This is a genomic window from Halomicronema sp. CCY15110, assembly GCF_016888165.1.
Lineage (GTDB): Bacteria > Cyanobacteriota > Cyanobacteriia > Phormidesmidales > Phormidesmidaceae > Halomicronema.
In genome coordinates, this window is the sequence record NZ_JACSWC010000434.1 from 1 (window position 1) to 19,532 (window position 19,532).

Here is a 19,532-nt window from a genome sequence, read left to right on the forward strand (position 1 = left end):
CTGACCCAGGCACCCAGCTACCCAGCCACCCAAGCACTGCCATTACCGGGATGTTATTTTCCCGCCGATCCCTAAGCACATCATTCTCACAGCGAGCCCCTCTATGGCACCGCCGCCGCCCATAATTACGCCCGCGCGATCGGTGCAACATTGCGCATCAGGTTTATCGCAACCACAAAGCCGACTTTGATCACCGATCGCAGGGCACGACTGCGGGACTCTGGAACTTCTATCTGAAGACAGCGGCGATCGCACCGACGATATGGCAGATTACCTTTCTTACTGAGACTTACCCAGGTTTAGGCGTCCCGTTGATGTCAATGATGAAGCAACCAGATTCCCAAGAATTGGCATCTCCCAGTTTGAGTCAGGCGCGGGAGCGTGCCGGCAGAAATTTAATCGATGTTGATGGGAGTGGGGCCAGTATCGCTAGCCGGTGCACCTTCGCGGGTTTGGCGGTAGTCAGCGTAGAGGCGATCGCGCCAGTCAAAGAAGGGCTGGAAGCTAATGTCATCGGCGAGGCCCGGCACGCCCTTGTCGCAAATGCCCTCTGGCAAATCGACATACCGGGCCGCAGGAAACTTGATGTACATGGTCAGTCCCGCCACGGCAAAGTCCGCCAGGGTGGGCTGATCACTCACGAGATAAGGCTGACTGGACAGCATCAGGCACAAGGCTTCCAGCCCCTGCTTCAGAATGCTCGTGGCTTCTTTGACGCTGTCGGGGCCAAAGCCGACGCCCATGCCCAAAATGCTCAACACATCACCAGGGACGGCACCGACGAGATTTTTGAGCAAATCTGGGGTGGCGGTGGGCAGTAACGCCGTGCGGAAATTGGGGTGCTGGTTGAAGGCCCCGATCATCGCTTTGCGACCCTGAATGCCCAGGGATTCGTCAGCCCAATCTTCGAGCGCTAGACAGAGCCCCTTTTGACGGGGATCGGTAGGAATCACTGGGCGATCAGGATACTTGTCGTCAAGGTAGAAAGCGATCGCAGTGGAGTCGGGAATCCAGTCACTGCCATCTTTGAGCACGGGCACTTTGCGTTGCCCTGACTGTTGGTAAAGCTCAATCTGTCCCACCCCAGGGGTCACTTCAACTGTTTTGTAGGGTAGCTGTTTGTAATCGAGGATTAACTTGACCTTTTCGCTATACGCTGACGCTTCAAATTGATAAAGCTCTAGCATGGAAATACCTTGACACAACCACGTTTACTGTACCGCGTTGGTTCCGGCGGTGGCACAGGCTTGGTTAGCGGTGGGTTGTGACTCGACGATTACTTGCTCAAACCCAGTATTTTGCAACAGCTGTGTGACCACCAACTCAGCGCGATCGCTGGCCTGCTGCAAAATTCCCTCTTCACAAGCGGCAAAAATCAATTTTTGGAGCGCTGCTTCCTGGGCTTGATCTTGCAATTCCGGCGCGCGGTCTGGCCCTAACCCTAAGAAGCCGCGATCGTAGGCGAAGACCTGAGACTCACCGACATCGATTTTTTTATCAATAATAGTCGGCGGCGGCAGCAGCACCCGCAAAATATTGCCGCTGGCGCGCACCTGGTCGGGCGCGATCGCGCTCAAGTCGACCCCGGCTCTGACCTCGCCCTTCGCGACATAAATCAGCGTTGTTTTACCAATTTCATAGTTGGCAAACGTTCGGGTACTGGAAGTGGGTACCACCGCCTCCATAGTGAATACGGCGGTGGTGAGTTCGCTGGCACTGCGAATTTGCTGCACCACCACCGTTTGCACATCCACCGTCTCCACGGGTTCAGCGGGGACAAAGGCTGAGCGAATGCCATTCACAAAGTCCTCTCCGGAGCGCCACAGTCCCACCCCGGCAATCATGCCCAGGATCAACATGCCGCCGGAAAGACTGCCGAGCAACCCATTAAACAGCCGCAAAATGAATGGAGCTCGCGCGGGACGAGGCGATCGTGCTGATGATTCATCAAAATGCTGCGTTGCCGGGTAATTATATGATGGCGGATCTAAACGAGGGGGTTTGAGAGCCATAGGTAGAGCAGGTCCTAACTGGCAACAACAGAGACTGACACTATTTTGCCCGGTACGCCTTTGAGGGTAGCAAGAAAGAGCGCCCTGCCGGAGCGAGGTCGGCCAATTTATCAAGCGCTCTTTAGTTCATTTGTATCACATTAGGTGGTGGCACCGATCACGATTTGGCATGCTTTAGGAAAATTGGCCGCGATCGCCCTCTGCGTCCGGCATCATTGAGGAGAGATGAGCGCATGGGCACCGTTTTGACTCAAATCGGAAAAGTCTATTTGGTGGGGGCTGGCCCTGGGGCTGTGGAATTGCTGACCGTCAAGGCTCACCAGTTGCTGACAACGGCGCAGGTATTAGTTCATGATGCCCTGGTCAATGAAGAACTGTTAACGCTGGTGCCCGCTGCCTGCGAAGTTCACGCCGTGGGTAAGCGGGGCGGGCAAGCCAGTTGGGCGCAAGCGGAGATTGACCAGCTCTTAGTGCAACTGTGTCAGCAAAGTAAACACGTTGTCCGGCTCAAAAGCGGTGATCCTTTCATCTTTGGCCGCACCACCGCTGAGATTCAAGCACTCAAAGCGGCGGGCTGCCCGTTTGAAGTCGTCCCCGGCTTGTCGTCGGCTACAGTAGCGCCGCTGCTGGCCGGTATTCCCCTCACGGATCCGGTGTTGAGCAGTCAGTTCACGGTGCTTACCGCCCACGATCTGGAACAGCAAAACTGGGATGCGTTGGCCAAGCTGTCGGTGTTGGTCATGCTCATGGGGGGGCGCAACTTGGGCGAGATTTGCGATCGCCTGCTGCGTCACGACAAACGCCCAGACACCCCAGTTGCCATTATTCGCTGGGCCAGCCAACCACAGCAGCAAATTTGGGAAGGGACGCTGCTCAACATTACCCAGCAAACGAAGGGACAAAAACTCTCGCCTTGCATCATTGTCATCGGCGAAGTGGTGGGCTTGCGCCCGTATTTGCAGCCCTGAGGACAAGCCCGCAACTAGGGACAAAAGGCAAACGCAGCGTGGAAAAGCTACGCGATTTTCGGACACCAAATCTATCAATCGTCAGGATTATGGCGACACCTGGGTGAACGACCCGGCGATACCTTGCCAAAGTGTCGAGCCCCCTGCAATCAGCGATGCTGCCCATAAAATTTGCCGGATCGCCGTGAGCGGCGGCGGCTGCTGAGGGAGGTAACGCGATCGCGGATCATCCGAGGGGAGATTTCCACTAAAATCAGAATAATTTCCTTGACACCAAGTTTTACCACCTCAAGCCCTAAACCAGCATCTGGGGCGCTATCTGATGGCTGCTAGTCCGCTGACCTTTCCCCCTTATCGATAAATAAATTCCGATGGCCCAACTTTCAGAAACGCACGTATACCCCGTTCTATGGCACGAAGACCATGTGTTGCTGATTGATCAAAGAAAGTTGCCCAAAGAGTATTCGGTCGTTTCGATTAGCCGCTGTGAAGATATTTTGACGGCGATCGCCTCCCGCATTGTGCGCGGTGGACCAGCGTTGGGCATGGCTGCCGCCTATGGCCTCTATCTCGGCGCTACCACGATCCAAACCAACGACCGTACTGCCTTTTTAGAACGGCTAGAGGCGATCGCGGAACAGCTCAAGAGTGCTCGGCCCGATAAGGCAAATCTCTTGTGGTCAGTGGATTATTTGGTCAAGCAAGTGCGGCAGAGCAGCGCCAGCGTCGATGACCTCAAAGCCGACCTGCTCAAAAATGCGCAAAAGATTCAGCAACAGGATTGGGAAATTTGTGTCGCGATCGGCAAGCACGGCCTGGCGGCACTACCCCAAACTCCCGCCAAACTGACTCTTTACACACACTGCAATCACGGGGCTTTGGCGACCTCGGGGTTTGGCACTTCGCTGGGCATCGTCCGCACCGCCTGGCAGGAGTCGCGGCTAGCAAAAGTGATTGCCGGTGAAACTCGCCCTTGGCTACAAGGCTCCCGCCTCACCGCTTGGGAATGTGTGCAAGAACAGATTCCGGTCACCATTGTCACGGATAGTATGGCCGCTCACTGCATGAAGCGGGGGATGGTGGATGCGGTGGTGGTTGGGGCCGATCGCATCGCCGCCAATGGGGATACAGTCAATAAAATTGGCACCTATGCCCTCGCGATCGCCGCCCAGGCCCACAACCTTCCTTTTTTGGTGGCCGCTCCGTTATCAACCGTAGATTTTGGCTTGGCCACCGGTGACGGTCTCGACATTGCTCAGGGGAAAGGCACAGACGTTTGTCACTTAGGCGACACTGTCACCTGCCCCGCCGATGTGGACACCTACAATCCCTTAGCAGACGTCACCCCGGCTGACCTGATTACGGCGATCGTCACCGAACATGGCGCGATCGCTCCCGCTGAACTCGCCACCTTTGCCCAGCGTCAAGCCTGAAAGTTGGTGGGTAACAGCTCGTCTGACCACAGCTCTTTTTGCTGAAGCCAGTCGCGGCTAAATAGACGCGACTGATAGCGCGCGCCGCTATCACACAGCACGGTCACAATCGTGTGCCCCGGCCCCATTTGTTTCGCCAGTTTCACAGCGGCACCCACGTTGATACCCACTGAGCCCCCCATAAAGAGACCGTCTTGGTAGAGCAGTTGGTAGACCGTTTTCAAAGCTTCTGGGTCAGTCACTTGAATCGCATCATCCGCCGGAGCGCCCTGCATGTTGGCGGTTACCCGGCCATTGCCAATGCCCTCGGTAATGGAGTTGCCCGATGAGCTGACCTCCCCCGTTTTGACATAGCTGTACAGCCCACTGCCCATGGGGTCAGCCACCACGCACTGAATGTTGGGATTCTGATCTTTGAAGAACATTGCCGCACCCGCGTAGGTGCCGCCCGTGCCTGTGGCCGCGACCCAAGCATCCACTTTGCCATCCGTTTGCGCCCAAATCTCCGGCCCGGTCGTTTCGTAATGGGCGCGGCGATTAGCTAAATTATCAAACTGGTTGGCCCACACCGCATTCGGGGTTTCTTCTGCGATGCGCGCCGATACTTTCACATAATTATTGGGATTTTTGTACGGCACAGCGGGCACTGGGCGCACCTCGGCCCCCAAGGTGCGCAGCATGTCCATCTTTTCCTGGGATTGAGTGTCGGGAATCACGATGAGACATTTGTACCCCTTGGCATTGCAGATATGAGCCAGCCCGATGCCCGTATTGCCTGCAGTGCCTTCCACGACAGTGCCACCGGGATGCAGCACGCCCCGCTCTTCGGCGTCTTTGATGATGTACAACGCCGCCCGGTCCTTCACTGACCCACCGGGATTCAGAAACTCCGCCTTACCGAGAATTTCGCAGCCCGTTGCTTCGCTAAAACTGTTCAGTCGAATCAGGGGAGTGTTGCCTACGGTGCCGACAAAGCCTTGTTTGATATCCATCCTGGGCGCTAACTAAAGAAGCGTAAGTCACTACATCTGCCTATCCTAAAGGGAAATGGCAACGGCAACCGGGATTGGGCGTGAATTCTTGCGGGGGCGGCTGGCTGGGGTGTTAAAAGTGACATGGAGCCAGGGTCTGAAGGGGCGGCGTGGGTAAGGAGTGGTGCGCAGGCCTAGTGGAAACTAGAGCTGAGGATTGATTATGCTGAAGCCTGTAGCTGCTCGTTTTAGGAAAGGCATATGGTCGCTGCGCAACGATGGTTAGTTCTGGTCTTGATGGGGGTTTTGAGTCTGGTCTGGATGCCGCCGGCAGCCCTGGCCCAAGCTAGTACCTATGCACCGCCGCTATCGTTCAGCAATGCCGAACTGCGGGGGCGCGACTTTCGCGGTGAAAACTTGCAGGCGGCAGAATTTTCCAACGCCAATCTATCAGAGGCTGACTTCACTGGGGCCGATGCCCGAGGCGCGATTTTTAGTGCATCAGTGGCGCGGGAAACGAACTTTCATGGGGTCGATTTCTCCACCGGGATGCTAGATTCCAGCAATTTCACCGGAGCCGACTTTTCCGACGCCTTGCTCATCGACACGATTATGCTGCGTTCGACCTTTGATGACGCCGATATCACTGGGGCGGATTTTTCCGGTGCGTTGTTAGATGGCCTCCAGTTCCGTAACCTGTGCGCGATCGCTAGTGGCACCAATCCTCAGACCGGAGTAGCGACCCGCGATTCATTAGGCTGTCGTTGAGCGCTTAAGCCGGGACTGATCGAGGGGTGAGGGGCAGTTCCAGGCGATCGCCCACCGCTGGTTCCAAGATTTGAATCGCCTTGTCCTGAGCGGCGAACTGATCTCGTACCTTGGCTGGCCCCCCAGAGGCCGACAGAAAAGATACCAGCAGCCCTTCGTAGGTAGTTTCCTGGGCGTCGGTGGTGGGTAACATGACCTGCGGCTGGAGCCAGTCGGCCAGTTCATTGGCACTTTTGACGCCGCGAATTACCGGGCCAACGAGTGGCAGCGACAAGGTCAGCATGGGGGTCAGCACCACATCCACAGGCGCTTCTTGCTTCAGCGATTCGGGATGATAGCCATGGGGTTCATAAAACAGCTTCAACCCGCTGGCTTGTTCGGTGACGAGATAGCCGTTTTCTAGTAACGTCGGGCCAATGGGTGAGCCGGGAATGGCTTTGACAGTCACGCCACCGCGAGTCGTCGATTCGCCATGGTCGAGGGCCGTCACATCGGTGAAGCCGAATTCGCGTACAACCTTGGCCGCATTGGGAGAGCCCACCACGGGAATCGATTTATCCAGGGCTTGCAAAGTTTCTGGATGGGCATGATCCGGCAACCCCTGGGTCAGCAAGATAAAGTCAATATCGTTGGGTAGGGGAACGGTTTGCGTTTTCTCACCTTTAAATAGCCAGTCGGCATTGCCAAAGGTCAAAGCGCCGACGAGCCAAGGGTCAACTAAAATCTTTTGGTCAGCAATTTCCCACAGCCAACTGTTGTTATCAAGCCAGGTCGTAAACATGACAAGCCCAGTTTTACATCTCTTTACAGTCTAAAGGGTTGTCAGCTTTCTGGGCGCGATCGCTGATGCGCACTGGGTCGGTCGTCGAATGTTTGATGTCTTTTGATTCGATTTTTGCCTAATTATCAACTATGCCTGAGCCGTCGAAATCCCTCCTAAAGCTGGCCGCAAAACTGTTTGCAGTAGAGGGCGATCGCACCGCGTTTATCCAGGCATTAACTGCCCCCCAACCGCTAGCGCCATCGATTTTATGGACCCGCCCCAAACCCGCTGACCTTGACTGGCCGACGTTGCCGCCCTTGTCCTGGCAACCTTCCCAAGTGGAGCGGCTAGAAGGCGATCGCCGGCCGGGGCAGCACCCGCTCCATGGCCAGGGCTATTACTACTGTCTGGATTTTTCATCGGTGTTTGCCGCATCGCTGTTGCAAGCGATCGCGGACCCGATTGAGGTGGCGATCGACCTGTGTGCGGCTCCTGGTGGCAAGAGTCTCTGTACTTGGGTGATGCGGCAACCGCAGCGGTTGTTATGCAACGAGGTGGTGCGTAAGCGGGTGAAAATTCTGATTGCCAATCTCAAACGCTGCGGGGCGATGGATGCGATCGTGCTCAACCAAGATCCAGCCGTTTTGGCAGAGCAGTTACCCTACTCCGCTCAACTCGTGTTGGTGGATGCGCCCTGTTCGGGGCAGTCGTTGCTAGCGAAAGGTGTGGATGTTCCGGGCTGCTTTCATAAAGTCACGCTAAACCGCAACGCCAATCGACAAAAGCGGATTTTGGCGAATGCGGCTCAGCTAGTGCAGGCCCAAGGCTATCTGCTGTACTCGACTTGTACCTATGCACCGCAGGAAAATGAACAGGTCTGCCAGTGGTTTCTCAAACGATTTCCGGAATTTCAAGGCGTATCAGTCCAGGCCATGGATGAATTTCAGTCTCATCTCACCGCGTTGCCCTGCTATCGTCTTTGGCCCCAATCTGGCTTGGGGGCGGGGGCGTTTGCCATGCTGTTCCACCGCCATAAAGGAAGCCGTCAATCGCTGAATGAAGACTTTTTGGCGCAGTGGCAGTTCAAACTGCATCCAAAAAATTCTACGACATCCAGCCACTGACGGCTTTTGGTAGCCATCACCGTTGACGTGTCTGTCAGGTCAACGGTGATGGTTATGATTCGGGACTACGCAACAGCCCGACTTATTCCTCAATGCGAGAGACTTGGGGCACGTCTTCGGCAGCGGTGGCTTCCAACGCTTGCATCTCAAAGCTCGCAGTCGGAGTGTTGAAGTCAACCCGCAGGGGGAAGGCCACTGGATTGCTGGAATCAACTGCGGGATTAATCTCGCTGACGGTGAACTGCTCTACCCCGCCATCGACTAGTAAATCGCCTAACTGGTCAGCGTAGTCTCTGAAGCTAAGGGTATCGCCAGGGCTAAAGTCGCCCAACACGATGCCATCAACCGACACCTCAAAGGTATCGTCTGCATCAATCCCCGTGGGGAATCCACTGACTCGGGTGAACACGGAATCATCCGCCTCACCCACGCCCGTCATGCCGGGGAAAATACGACTGCTAACCCCGACTGGCACATCGCGCGGCGTCATGGTGTATTCAAACCCGTCGGCGGCTGGGGGATCAACCCAGCGGCCAGAAGGCACATTGTTGAAGACGAACACACCGATCGCAATGAAACGAGTCGGCAGAACCGGACGAAACTGATTGCTGCCGTCATTGGGATTAACTACGACACCGTCATCGTCGTCATCGTCGTCATCGTCGTCGTCGTCATTGTCGTCATCATCGTCGCCAAAATCGTCGTCGTCATCATCGTCGTCATCGTCGCCAAAATCATCATCATCGTCGCCATCGGGGGTGCCGCCAATTAGGCCACCATCATCGTCGTCATCGAAATCGTCATCGAAATCGTCATCATCGTCACCGAAGTCATCGTCGTACTCGATGTCTTCAAAAGCTGGCAGGTTGATGATGGCGATGTTATTAAAAATGCTGATAGATTCGATGCGGGTGGTGCTGGTAAAAGCCCGACTCACAAGCACCGTATTGCTCACCTTGACAATGTCGTCATCGTCGAAGTTGTCACTGTCGAAATCGTCATCATCATCATCCATGTCAAAATCCCGATTGGGATTGCCACCCTGGGCAAATAAGCCAGGGGGCGCAAAGATGTTGCCATCCTCAAAGGAAAATTCGACAGAGTCGGCTTCATAGCTCACACCGGCCCGTTCAGCTTCGTATTCGCTGGCGGGAATGAAATTGTTGAGCACGATGCGATCGACGGCTTCGCCCGGATCTTCTTGATATTGCACGAGCGTCACTGGTGTGCGCCGTCGCACCACACCAACGCCTGACGCCTTACTGACAAAGCCAGTCTCTCGCAGAATGTAGTTTTCGGCCCGATATTCGGTGAACGGATCGCCCCCCGTCATCAGCATGTCAGGGCTGAGCACCTCAAACTGCAATTCGGTCGGCACGTTCACAAATTGCGCACCGGAGGGGCCGATCGCCCGGAAAGACAGGGTGCCCAACATTTCGCCCTGAGCCCCGACAAAATTGTTGGGGAGGTTGTCGGCGGTAGCCGGTGAGCCATCGCCCGCCGTGCTGATGGTGGGTAGGGTACTGAGGCGGAAAATTGCATCGGCAGGAATATTGCCCCGGCGCGTATCAATCGTCAAGGTGCCATCGTCGAGCTCACTGTTGTAGATGACAGCTCGAGTGTCAGTCGCATTGGGGTTTTGGCTATTTTCAATGGTGCCGTCAGTTGGCACGAAAACATCGACATCATTGAGGACTACCCCGCCCCCGGTAACTCTGAGTTGGGCCCAACTTGGGCTCGCGGCAAGGGCAAGGGCCAGGCTGCTGGCTAAGCCCACGAGAGGAACGGTGCGCGATCGAGAAAAACTCATATGCTGGACTCCTTTAACAGTGGCTCGAGTGTCAGGGACAAGAGGGCTAAATCAGGTGTAATTTTCAGCTAACTATACTCAGAGAAACCGATGGTCGGCAAACATTAAAATCATTAAGCTCACAAGACGTTGACTGGATGCCTGGGGTTCCCGAGGATGAGGAAACCAAGGTTGACGCGGAGGGGCTGTTGGTCAAAAACGCGACTATTGGTTTCCTCATGCTGAAGGATGGCGATCGCTAGAACCGGAACGTGGTTCTCAAGGCACCGATGGTAATCGTGTCACTGCCCGCCGTGTTATCGGGATTGAACAACACAATGACGCCGGGGGTGAGGCTAATGTTATCGGTCATCTGGTAACGGTAAAACGCCTCAACATGCAGGGTGGCGTCTGACCGACCACCCGGATCGCCCAGGTTGCCTGCGAGCAGGTCAGGAATATTTTGGCCTTGGCGCAAATCGCTGTCAGTAATGCGCGGGGGCTGTCCCACATACAGGCCCCCTAAGTTGCCAGGGCCGAATAAATCGGGAAAGTTCAAAAAGGACATCCAGTTCACCGTCGCCACGGAGCCCCGTTCTCCTGGGGTGACGGAGGTGGTGTAACCGCCCCAGCCGCCGATGGTAAACCGAGGCGTCACGTCCCATTCGACGGTGCCGCCAAAGGCGTTGGTGGTAAGGGCATCGCCCGCAGTGAGCTGAGTGTCCCCAATGCCGGTGCCGATGTTGCCATTCTCGCTATAGCTGTTGATGTAGTTTAGCGATAGGTCAACGGTGTCGAGGGGTGAGGCGGTGAGTTGAAAGCCTAGGGTGCGATCGCCCGCCAATAATCCAGTATCTTCGCCAGGGTCGTTACCATCAGCAACGGCATACACCCCTTGCAGACTCAATCGTTCAATAATTTGCCAGTCAAACCCGACCCCAGTGTCGCCATTACCAATGCTGAGAATTGGGTTGCGCTGCGCTAACAAAGAGAGCGGGCCAGAACCGGCCCCTTCAGCTTCACTCGGTCCCCGAAATACGCTCACTGGGTTGACCCCTGCGGCTCCAGCCACCAAGGCAACGCTATCGCCAATCAAGCGCCGATAGGTCAAATCGGTGAGCTCGACACTCAAGTCGGTTTCCCCTTCATAGGCGAGACGGATGTTGTTGGTGAGACCGAGCGCCCCATTGCTGCCAGGATCAAACAAGCTGTTGCCCTGACCCGCTTGTAAACTGATGAGCAACAGGTCCCGGCGACTCAGCTGGCTCAGCAAGGACAGCTGAGCATTGGAGTAAAAGGTCAGGCTGCCACCGCCAGGATCCTCGGTTTCTGCAATGCCATCCACGGGAAAAAAGTCAGCGGTGTTGTTTGAACGGCCCTGCAGACCGAAAATGACTTGACCAAAGAGTCGCGTCGTCGAAGAAAACTGATTGGCTCGCAACTCTGCGACAGTGGCCTCCAACTCATCGACACGGGTCGTCAACTCGGTGTCAAACTCCTGTATTAAAGCTGCCACCGTTTCTTGATCTTCTGGCAGCAGCGTCACTACTTGATCCAGACAGGCATTCAAGGCGGCGGCAAACTCATAGCGCGTCATCGCCCGATCGCCCCTAAAGGTGCCATCGGGGTAGCCTTCTAAACAGCCATAGTCTTCCACTAATGATTGCACTGCGCCGAAAGACCAGTGATTGGGGCTGATATCAGCCAACTCGTTAACTGTGACCGTTTGTGCCATAGGCTGGGGGTTGCGCAGTTCGAATGCGGGCTCGGGTTGCGGTTCGTCCGCACTCTCCACGCTCACTGATGACGTTGACTCAGGCTCCGGTGCCAACCAAATATCTGTCGTGCCGCCGGTATTTTGCTCAGTCGTTTCGGTTTCTAAATCGGTGAAGGGCAGCCCTGCAACGAGTATTTCATCTTTAGTGGTGATCGGTTCCAGCTCCGTGAGGCGAGTCGCGATCGGGGCTGATTGATCGACTTTCGCATCGGCAAGTGCTTGGCGAGCGGCGGCAGACTCATCTAGCAGTGCGGTTGTTGGAGCCGCGATCGCGCTGGGGCTTGCCCACACCCCCACGGCCAGAGTCATTGCACCCCAGAGCGATCCATTGACGGTTATTGACATTGTTTTCCTCACACAGCATCCAATTCGGAACATGCAAAACCCAACGACTTTGTAACCCAGAGCTCAGGCAAATATCATCGGAGTTTCCTCGACTGCTGTAAATGTATAAGATCGAACCCGTTCAAGCTAGCTTATCTAACCCAAATTTTCTCTACATTGCTTATTGAGTCAACGCCCTCATCAGGTTGACAGAGTCATTCGCTAGCCGTGTACTCCCCGGAGCCCCACCTTGATTTACTTAAGATGTTGGGTGATTTTTTGACCGCCATCCGTCAGCATGCCATTACTGATGAAGACGACAGTGCCACGCTCATACTGGTTGATGTCAGCCAATGTCAGCTCGTCCGAGCCATGGTCGGCCAAGGTTCGCGAGGCTTGAGCAGCGTTTTTGTTGGCAGCTAGTGCTCTTTGGCTACCTGGACTCAGCCGCCGTTGCCGACTGAGCCCTCGTATTCCGGAATGGGGCAGCTCAGACGCGATCGCCCAGACTTTTGTCAGGCCATCAGTTCATCTAGTATTATTGATGGGCATCTAAGATTAATCGTTAAAGTGAATACTCAACCAATTGAGTTTTTACCTAAGAGTAAATAAGAGTATTTTATAAAGCATGAATAACTTAATGTTCACGGTGCGCGATTTTGCGACCTTAGTTGGTTACAGCTACTTATATGAGTTTGAAGACGCTTGTGCAGATGTGCTTGATGCGAAACTCGTTAAGCTATCTCATTATGATGAACTAAATCGCTATAGAAGGCTATATAAGTACGCTAGCCGAGTGATGAAGCTAGGTGGGCGCACTGGTTCTTTAGCAGATTCGCTGGTGAAATCTTCCCTTCGGCAGCCTCTGAATGAGTCTTACGATTTTTTCTTCGCCACCCTTAATAATGTGTTTGAACTATTCACTCTAATGGTTCTAGGAGACTGGCGAAAAAAATGTGATAAGGCTGCCTGCTATATCACTGAGGTCAGAGTCAATGATTTCCCGGAATGCGAATACCTCTTGGATTTCTTGCGAGACTTTGACCATATCTTTTTAGGCACTCGTCAGTGTGTTGATGAGGTCGCCTCTCTCACGGGTCGGCCTTGTAGTTATTTACCCATCAGTGCAGATACGTTGAGGTTTCGTCCTTTTAACTTGCAATCAAGGCCTGCTATTGACTGTGCGAACTTGGGCCGTCGTTCGGCGATCACTCATCAAGCGCTCATGGACTATACCCAGTCCCAAAATCTCTTTTACTACTATGATACGGCCAGCATTTCTAATGTTGTGAATGCTAAGCAGCAGCAAACTTTTGTGGTCAAAGATCCCGCAGAGCATCGCATGCTTCTGGCGAATATACTCAAGAATAGCTGTTACTTTATCGCCAACCGTTCCCGAGCCAATGAAACTGAGGTCGCCTACAGTGAGATTTCATCTCGGTTTTTTGAAGGTGCCGCGGCTGGTACAGTCATGCTAGGAATAGCGCCAGACACGGAAGAATTTCATCAGAATTTTGACTGGCAAGATGCGATCATTCCGATTCCATTTGATTGCCCAAATATTGCCGATATCATTCAGTCACTTAACAGTCAGCCCGAGCGACTAGAAATCATCCGTCGTCAAAATGTATCTCAGGCCATGTTGCGTCATGACTCTGTACATCGACTCCAGAAAGTTTTTGAGACTTTAAATCTAGCGCCAACCCCTAAGATGTTGCAACGTGTAGATACACTGAAAGAAATCGCTCATTCAATCTATCAACCGCAGGCAGAGCAAGTCTGAGAGGCTACCGTGTATACATAGCTGAGAGAGGTCATGGGTGAGCTAGCTGCCATCCCGCAAACATCCCTTGAAATACTTGCCATCCCCGCGCAAAGGTGACGATGCCAGGTGGGCGTTGACTCTGGTAGCCAGACCAACCACCTAGCCAGGCAACAATCCCAGCCGCCCAAGCGAGTGAGGCAGTCGGATGTGGGTTGTGTTGCTTAGCGGTGCGTCCGTTGACGGTCGGCGCAATGTCCTCTAGACACCGCTGCTGGTTAGCGTCGAAGGCGAGCGTTGCCGGGGCGCTGGGATGCTCCCGTCCCAGCCTCAGCTGCAGGATCTGGAGCGCCACCGATAGCGCCAAGAGGGAGAGCTTTTCGATAGCCGAGATTGACTCGTTTTCAGACGCCTCAATGTCTAACCCCCGCTGCTTGAGCATGGCCAAGAGTTGTTCGATGTGCCACCGCCAGCGATACCACTGAATGATTTGCAAAGCCTGTTGATAAGTCGGCACCGGATGAGTGGTGAGCAATCGCCAATGCACCGGCTTTTGGCCTTTGGGTGGGTCTACCTCCACCGCCTCCACCGCCTGCACTTCGACCTGCTCGGGATAGTCATCCTTCAGTCGTTGGGAACGTTTGAGGCGCACTGGCGTAAACCGCACCGTCATCCGCGCGGCAAGAGCCCGGCGGTTGCTTCGCGGCTCCGCCGGAACGTCTAAGTGATACTGACCGGCACTCGGTTGGCTGGACAGCTCGCTGAACAGCGTGGCCTCTTTGTCGTAGAGCAACCGGTCGCGGCAAGCGCGAATGAGCAGATGCCCAGACGCTTGACGAATCTGGACCCACGGCTCATAGATGTCTGATTCACTATCGCCAATGTAAGTCACCGGCGCGGCGGCAGCCAGCGTCAAATCGTCGTTAGACCCGGTGGCGGCCTTGATCCATTGGTACGATTCCTTCTCCTCTATCGGTTGAGACTTGTAGTCGCGCTCGGCCTGACTAGGACGCTCGACCGGGCGCGTCCACAGTTGCACATGACTGAATCCGAGCGGCATCCCGTCCGTGCTATCGAGGATGAGCGTTGGATGCAGAAAAAAACGATGTCACGGTTGTTGCCCACCACCCCCAACCCCTCCAGCTTAAGCCGACCGGCGTGAGCTTGTAGGTTAGTCGCTAATGGCCAGCACGTGCCGTCCCTGTACCTCATGACGGCAATGCTCAGCCAGGCTCTCAGTCAGGCTTGATAGCTTCACTGAAGGATTCTCTAACCAACGATAGTAAGCCATCTGCTCGGCCCAATCTTTCGACAGCGCGCGAATACTGACGGTGCGTGACTCGAGCATTCTTGAATAGAGTGATATCCCCTTTTTTCTAGCCGCTTATCTCCAAATACGGCTTGACGGCGGCGACGGGCATAGATTTCTATCGGGTTACTCTGCATCACTTTGACTTGGATAACTCTCTGACTTATGTATACACCGTAGCCTTGGTAAGGAGAGGTGCCGCAGGCGGTGAGGTTTTACCCCCTGCAACTCAAGGCCAGAAACCCTGCTACACAAGTCTTTGATGGAGTTTTGCCTAATGGATAGCTTATAGACGGGTTTCGACTTTGCTCAACCCTCAATCCCCGATCTGACAAGCCATATAGCTGACTGAGCGGAGTCGAAGTCAGCGACTGGTTGAACATTTAATTAGGCCCAGCTACTTATGGACAAAATTTACGTTAACGACATTCGGGCCTTTGGCTATTCCGGCGCTTTGCCCGAAGAAAACGTACTCGGACAATGGTTTCAGGTTGATTTGACCCTGCTGTTGGATCTCACTATCGCTGGCAGTTCTGATGTGTTGGCCGATACCTACAACTATGCCGGAGCCGTCGCAGCAGTACAGCAGTTGATCCAGCAACGATCGTTTAATTTGGTGGAGACCCTGGCTAGCGAGATTGCTAAAGCGGTGTTGGGCACCGACGATCGCCTCAGCCAAATCACGGTCAAGCTCACGAAGCTCACGCCCCCCGTGCCGCACTTTGCGGGCAATATTGCGGTGGAAATTACCCGCGATCGCCACCACCTCAACACGCCATCCCCCTCGCCGCTCAGCCTGAATTAATCGGGAGGGTTCATGATGATGCGGCTGGTGAGATCCCTCAGTCCAGCATTAGGCGATCGCCGCCGACTCAAAAATCAACAGCCATAGCAGCGCCAGCAGCACCACGCTACTCAGTTTTACTAACCACCACAGGCGTCCGTTCATGGTGAGGTTGCGAGAAGATCGACTACTGCACGTCAGGCGATTGCATGAGCCAGTCACGCCCTACCCGCACCGTCAGTTCCGACTGTAAATCTCCGGTTGATTCGGCAGCGACCCGACCCAAATTCAAAATCGAGGTCATCAATTCCGCACTGTTGACATCGCCTCGCTGGGCAATCACCTGCGTCCGCTGCAACTCGCTCGACCAATCACCAATCACATACACATTGCGGAAGCCTTCACTGCGGAGATAGTCCGCGACCTCGCCCGCCACCCAGGGTTCACCCGAGGCATTTTGCACCGCAATTGGCAGACTGGTGATGACTTGATTTTCCCGATTAGAGAGCAGGGCTACGCCCTCCAGCTCAAAAAAGTTGTTCATCACCTGCTGCGTCGCCACGGCATCCAAAATCCAATAGCTGGCGATGTATTCCTGCGGCGAACTGAAGCGACCCGGCAGCATTACCATTTGCAGGCTATCCGGCTCAATTTCCATGGCGACATTGGACAAGGCCAAAATCTCTTCCAAGGTGAGATTAGTATCGACATAGCGCATCATCACCCGCGCCACCTGGGGCAAACGGGGAATCACCGTGGGATGGGTCAGGCGATCGCGCAACGCCTTGATCAAAATTTGCTGGCGCTGCACCCGACCAATGTCGCCATTGCCATCGCTGCGGAAGCGAGCGAACTGTTCGGCCTGACTGCCGTCCAGAGTCTGCCAGCCTGGCTCTAAGTCAATGTTCAGCCCTTGGGTCACATCTTGATAAACCATGCGCTGGGGGACGTTGACCTCCACCCCGCCGAGCAGATCAACGAGCTCCCGCAGGGCACCTGTGCTAACTCGCACATAGCGATCAATTGGCACTGGCCCCAAATTGCTCTGAATGGTCGTCGCCACTAACTCTGGCCCACCCGCCAGGTTGGCATAGTTAATCTTAGTCACGCCCTCGCCGGGAATGTTGACTTGGGTATCGCGAGGAATTGAGAGCAAGTCAACGGTGCCCTCTGCCGAGTCAATGCGCGCCAGCAGCATGACATCCGATCGCCCGGAAAAGAGAGTATCCGCTCCGTCTTGACCCGGCTCGGGCAAATCGACCCCCATGATCAAAATGTTGACCGGGCGCGTCACCTGATAGCGAAACCCCGTTTGCCACATGTCTGCCAGGTTTAGCGGTGAGTTATCTTCCGTTTGCAAAGACTCTGGCAAGGGTACGGTAGTCGCTACCAATGCCCCCCCTACAGCTGCAGCGATGGCAGTGCCCCCAAACACGATCGCCCACGCAGTGCGCCGCACCCAGGGCACCAGCCCTTGAGCGAGAGTCGTCATCGTTTGCCCTGAAGTTGACGCAGGGGTAGCGGTTGACGACGCAGCAGGGGACGGTGTTTTATGCGGGGGGGGTTGAACGGACGGCGACATGAAACCTCACACTTTATAAAATTTGGGGCCGACAACGACTTGGCTTCCTGGCCCCAGCTGACTGTTTTTGAAGCGAGCTTTAAGACTTACTGGCAGAAATATGAATAAAGATTACGGCGATTATATCCTGCTTGTATCAAGCTTTGGGTACTATAGGCCGGACAATATTTCGGAGTGTCAGCACTATGCCCCCGACGGTGATTCCAGTGATTTTGGCTGGCGGCAAAGGAGAGCGCTTTTGGCCGGTGAGCCGCCGCCAACACCCAAAACAATTTCTCTGCTTGGATGGAAGCGGTTTTAGTCTACTGCAATCCACTGCAAATCGACTCTTGCCAATGGCAGAAAGCTGGGACTCGCTCTGGGTGATTACCGCCGCGCATTTGGCCGATGGGATTCGGGAGCAACTGCCTGACTTGCCAGAACAGAATTTATTAATCGAACCCGAAGGCAAAGACACTGCCCCCGCAGTTGCCTGGGCGACGTTAGAAGTAGCCAAACACCATGGTGAAGCGGCGATCGCGGGCTTCTTTCCCGCTGACCATTGGATTGCTGATGAAGCCGGTTATCGCGAGACGCTGAAGGCCGCTGCTGCCCTGGCGACAGAGCGGGGAGCGATCGCCACCCTGGGGATTACGCCGACCTTCCCCTCCACCGGCTATGGCTACATCGAGCAGGGTGACTCGCTGGGCACCTACGGCGATTGCCCGGCTTACAAGGTCGCTCGCTTTACCGAAAAACCCGATCAGGCCACCGCTGAAGACTTTATTGCTAGCGGTCGCTTTAGTTGGAACAGCGGCATGTTCATTTTCCCGGCGGGAGTGATGCTACAAGAGCTCGATACCCACGCGCCGCAAATCATGCAGCCCCTGCGCGCCCAGGGGGTAGACGCTTACGCCAAGCTCGAAAAGCTGAGCATTGATTACGCCGTGATGGAAAAGACTGACAAAGCCTGTGTGATGCCCCTGGCCTTTGGCTGGGATGACTTGGGCGACTGGAACGCGGTGGAACGGCTGCTGAAAACGCCCGACAACCCCAATGTGGAAATGGCGCAGCATTTGGGACTGGACACCACGGGCAGCATTGTCTATACCTCCGATGCCGACGAGGTGATTGTCACCATTGGCCTTGAAGATGTGGTGGTGGTACGCGATGGCAAAGCAACCTTGGTCGTTCATAAAAGCCGCACCCAAGACATCAAAAAAGCGGTCAAAGCGCTGGGGGCCGATCCCCAATTTAAGCACTTGCTCTAACACCAGTTTGTCTCGGGGCCGGTTCCCCATCGGCTGCCCCCGTGCAGTATGGCTTTCGCCTAAGGGAACCGTCCCCTGATTCCTGCGCGATCGCGAATCTTGTCCGTGATGAATTAGCGGTATCATGCAGCGGGATCAGGCTTGAAGAGGCAATATGCGATCGCAATTTTGGCGCTTATTCATCAATTCGAATCGGGCGATATTGCCTGTAGGACGGGCGATCGCGGTTTTGTGCCTGGTGAGTTTAGCGGCCTGTCGCACGGCCCCCCCGGAAGCAACGACTCCACCATCGACCGATCCCGCAACCGCTTTGCCAGAGGTGCCACCCCCACCGCCTGACACGGCCTTTCTCGCCTTGATGACCCCAGAGCAAACGGCCCAAATTCGCGCTTTGGGGCTACCGCTGGTGCTGCCGACGGCGATTCCCGCCGGGTTTGGGGTCGTGCAAATTCTCACCCAACCGGACGATCGCTTTGGGGGGTATCAGATTTTGTATCGGGATGGCGGCGATCGCTGCTTCCTGATTGAGTACACCACCGGTGGCATCGGCGGCACCCCAACGACTGAAAATCGGTTGCCTCTGACGCCGCCAATTCTCGGAGACGGGGCCGCTGAGTACGGCCTAAACTATGGGCTTTACACTGACCCAGCGTTGCGCGAGCAGTTTCCCGACCCATCGTTGATCAGTGACTGGCTGCCTGTGCCAGGCGGTTTTGTGCGGTTGGCCGGAGCCGCGCTGATCAACACTGCCCTGAATCCTGAGGTGCCTTGTACCAATCTCACCACGGCAGAGGCGATCGCCGTCATTAATTCTCTGGCGGTAATTTCGGAAGATATTCAAGGGGATGGAGTGCCCGAGTAACGGCACAGTGAAGGACCGCGGCATCAGAGGAGTGTCGTGATGCTGCCCCGGAAA

General features: G+C 55.1%; 16 protein-coding genes and 1 pseudogene. 8 read left to right on the forward strand and 9 right to left on the reverse strand.

Going from position 1 to position 19,532, the window contains the following annotated elements; genetic code table 11:
• Positions 1-395: 395 nt before the first annotated feature.
• Together JUK32_RS25555 and JUK32_RS25560 are read right to left on the reverse strand one after the other, a co-directional pair.
• The gene (locus JUK32_RS25555) at positions 396-1,187 is read right to left on the reverse strand and encodes a glutathione S-transferase family protein (RefSeq protein ID WP_204141711.1); all 792 of its coding nucleotides are present in this window, start codon (positions 1,185-1,187) and stop codon (positions 396-398) included.
• Between the two features lie 24 nt (positions 1,188-1,211).
• Entirely contained in the window at positions 1,212-2,012 is an 801-nt protein-coding gene (locus JUK32_RS25560) for a DUF4230 domain-containing protein (RefSeq protein WP_204141712.1), read from the reverse strand.
• Between the two features lie 233 nt (positions 2,013-2,245).
• Here JUK32_RS25560 and cobA point away from each other — a divergent pair, with 233 nt between their 5' ends.
• Positions 2,246-2,980, forward strand: a complete 735-nt coding sequence (cobA, locus tag JUK32_RS25565; RefSeq protein WP_204141713.1) for a uroporphyrinogen-III C-methyltransferase — start codon at positions 2,246-2,248, stop codon at positions 2,978-2,980.
• A 149-nt stretch (positions 2,981-3,129) separates the two neighbouring features.
• On the opposite strand, the gene JUK32_RS25570 is transcribed toward cobA, so the two are convergent.
• Positions 3,130-3,267: a hypothetical protein gene (locus JUK32_RS25570; protein ID WP_204141714.1), complete on the reverse strand. Its 138-nt coding sequence runs from the start codon at positions 3,265-3,267 to the stop codon at positions 3,130-3,132.
• An 84-nt stretch (positions 3,268-3,351) separates the two neighbouring features.
• Between JUK32_RS25570 and mtnA the strand changes: the two genes are divergently transcribed.
• Positions 3,352-4,413 (forward strand): S-methyl-5-thioribose-1-phosphate isomerase, encoded by a 1,062-nt coding sequence (gene mtnA / locus JUK32_RS25575; RefSeq protein ID WP_204141715.1) that lies wholly within the window; start codon positions 3,352-3,354, stop codon positions 4,411-4,413.
• Here mtnA and JUK32_RS25580 read toward each other — a convergent pair.
• Positions 4,404-5,405, reverse strand: a complete 1,002-nt coding sequence (locus JUK32_RS25580; protein ID WP_204141716.1) for a cysteine synthase A — start codon at positions 5,403-5,405, stop codon at positions 4,404-4,406. The two genes, mtnA and JUK32_RS25580, sit on opposite strands and share 10 nt — an antisense overlap.
• Positions 5,406-5,645: 240 nt before the next feature.
• Here JUK32_RS25580 and JUK32_RS25585 point away from each other — a divergent pair, with 240 nt between their 5' ends.
• Positions 5,646-6,152 carry a pentapeptide repeat-containing protein gene (locus tag JUK32_RS25585; RefSeq protein ID WP_204141717.1) on the forward strand — a complete coding sequence of 169 codons (507 nt, stop codon included), beginning with the start codon at positions 5,646-5,648 and terminating at the stop codon, positions 6,150-6,152.
• A gap of 4 nt (positions 6,153-6,156) precedes the next feature.
• Here JUK32_RS25585 and JUK32_RS25590 read toward each other — a convergent pair whose 3' ends face one another.
• Positions 6,157-6,933: an MBL fold metallo-hydrolase gene (locus tag JUK32_RS25590; RefSeq protein ID WP_204141718.1), complete on the reverse strand. Its 777-nt coding sequence runs from the start codon at positions 6,931-6,933 to the stop codon at positions 6,157-6,159.
• Between the two features lie 131 nt (positions 6,934-7,064).
• Here JUK32_RS25590 and JUK32_RS25595 point away from each other — a divergent pair, with 131 nt between their 5' ends.
• Positions 7,065-8,039 (forward strand): RsmB/NOP family class I SAM-dependent RNA methyltransferase, encoded by a 975-nt coding sequence (locus tag JUK32_RS25595; RefSeq protein WP_204141719.1) that lies wholly within the window; start codon positions 7,065-7,067, stop codon positions 8,037-8,039.
• 82 nt (positions 8,040-8,121) lie between these two features.
• Here JUK32_RS25595 and JUK32_RS25600 read toward each other — a convergent pair whose 3' ends face one another.
• Complete coding sequence (locus JUK32_RS25600; RefSeq protein ID WP_204141720.1) at positions 8,122-9,849, reverse strand: hypothetical protein; 1,728 nt, start codon at positions 9,847-9,849, stop codon at positions 8,122-8,124.
• A 238-nt stretch (positions 9,850-10,087) separates the two neighbouring features.
• On the reverse strand, positions 10,088-11,950 hold the full coding sequence (locus tag JUK32_RS25605; RefSeq protein WP_239113093.1) for an iron uptake porin: 1,863 nt from the start codon (positions 11,948-11,950) through the stop codon (positions 10,088-10,090).
• Between the two features lie 607 nt (positions 11,951-12,557).
• Here JUK32_RS25605 and JUK32_RS25610 point away from each other — a divergent pair.
• Positions 12,558-13,712, forward strand: coding sequence for a glycosyltransferase (locus JUK32_RS25610; protein ID WP_204141721.1), 1,155 nt, complete (start codon positions 12,558-12,560; stop codon positions 13,710-13,712).
• A gap of 31 nt (positions 13,713-13,743) precedes the next feature.
• On the opposite strand, the pseudogene JUK32_RS25615 reads toward JUK32_RS25610, so the two are convergent.
• Positions 13,744-15,039 (reverse strand): annotated as a pseudogene (locus JUK32_RS25615) (IS4 family transposase).
• A gap of 364 nt (positions 15,040-15,403) precedes the next feature.
• Between JUK32_RS25615 and folB the strand changes: the two are divergent.
• Entirely contained in the window at positions 15,404-15,805 is a 402-nt protein-coding gene (folB, locus tag JUK32_RS25620) for a dihydroneopterin aldolase (protein WP_204141722.1), read from the forward strand.
• 166 nt (positions 15,806-15,971) lie between these two features.
• On the opposite strand, the gene JUK32_RS25625 is transcribed toward folB, so the two are convergent.
• Positions 15,972-17,276, reverse strand: a complete 1,305-nt coding sequence (locus tag JUK32_RS25625; protein ID WP_239113094.1) for an LCP family protein — start codon at positions 17,274-17,276, stop codon at positions 15,972-15,974.
• Positions 17,277-17,551: 275 nt separating this feature from the next.
• On the opposite strand from JUK32_RS25625, the gene JUK32_RS25630 reads away from it, so the two are divergent.
• Positions 17,552-18,616 (forward strand): mannose-1-phosphate guanylyltransferase, encoded by a 1,065-nt coding sequence (locus JUK32_RS25630; protein WP_204141724.1) that lies wholly within the window; start codon positions 17,552-17,554, stop codon positions 18,614-18,616.
• A gap of 154 nt (positions 18,617-18,770) precedes the next feature.
• Positions 18,771-19,478: a hypothetical protein gene (locus JUK32_RS25635; protein ID WP_204141725.1), complete on the forward strand. Its 708-nt coding sequence runs from the start codon at positions 18,771-18,773 to the stop codon at positions 19,476-19,478.
• Positions 19,479-19,532 lie beyond the last annotated feature (54 nt).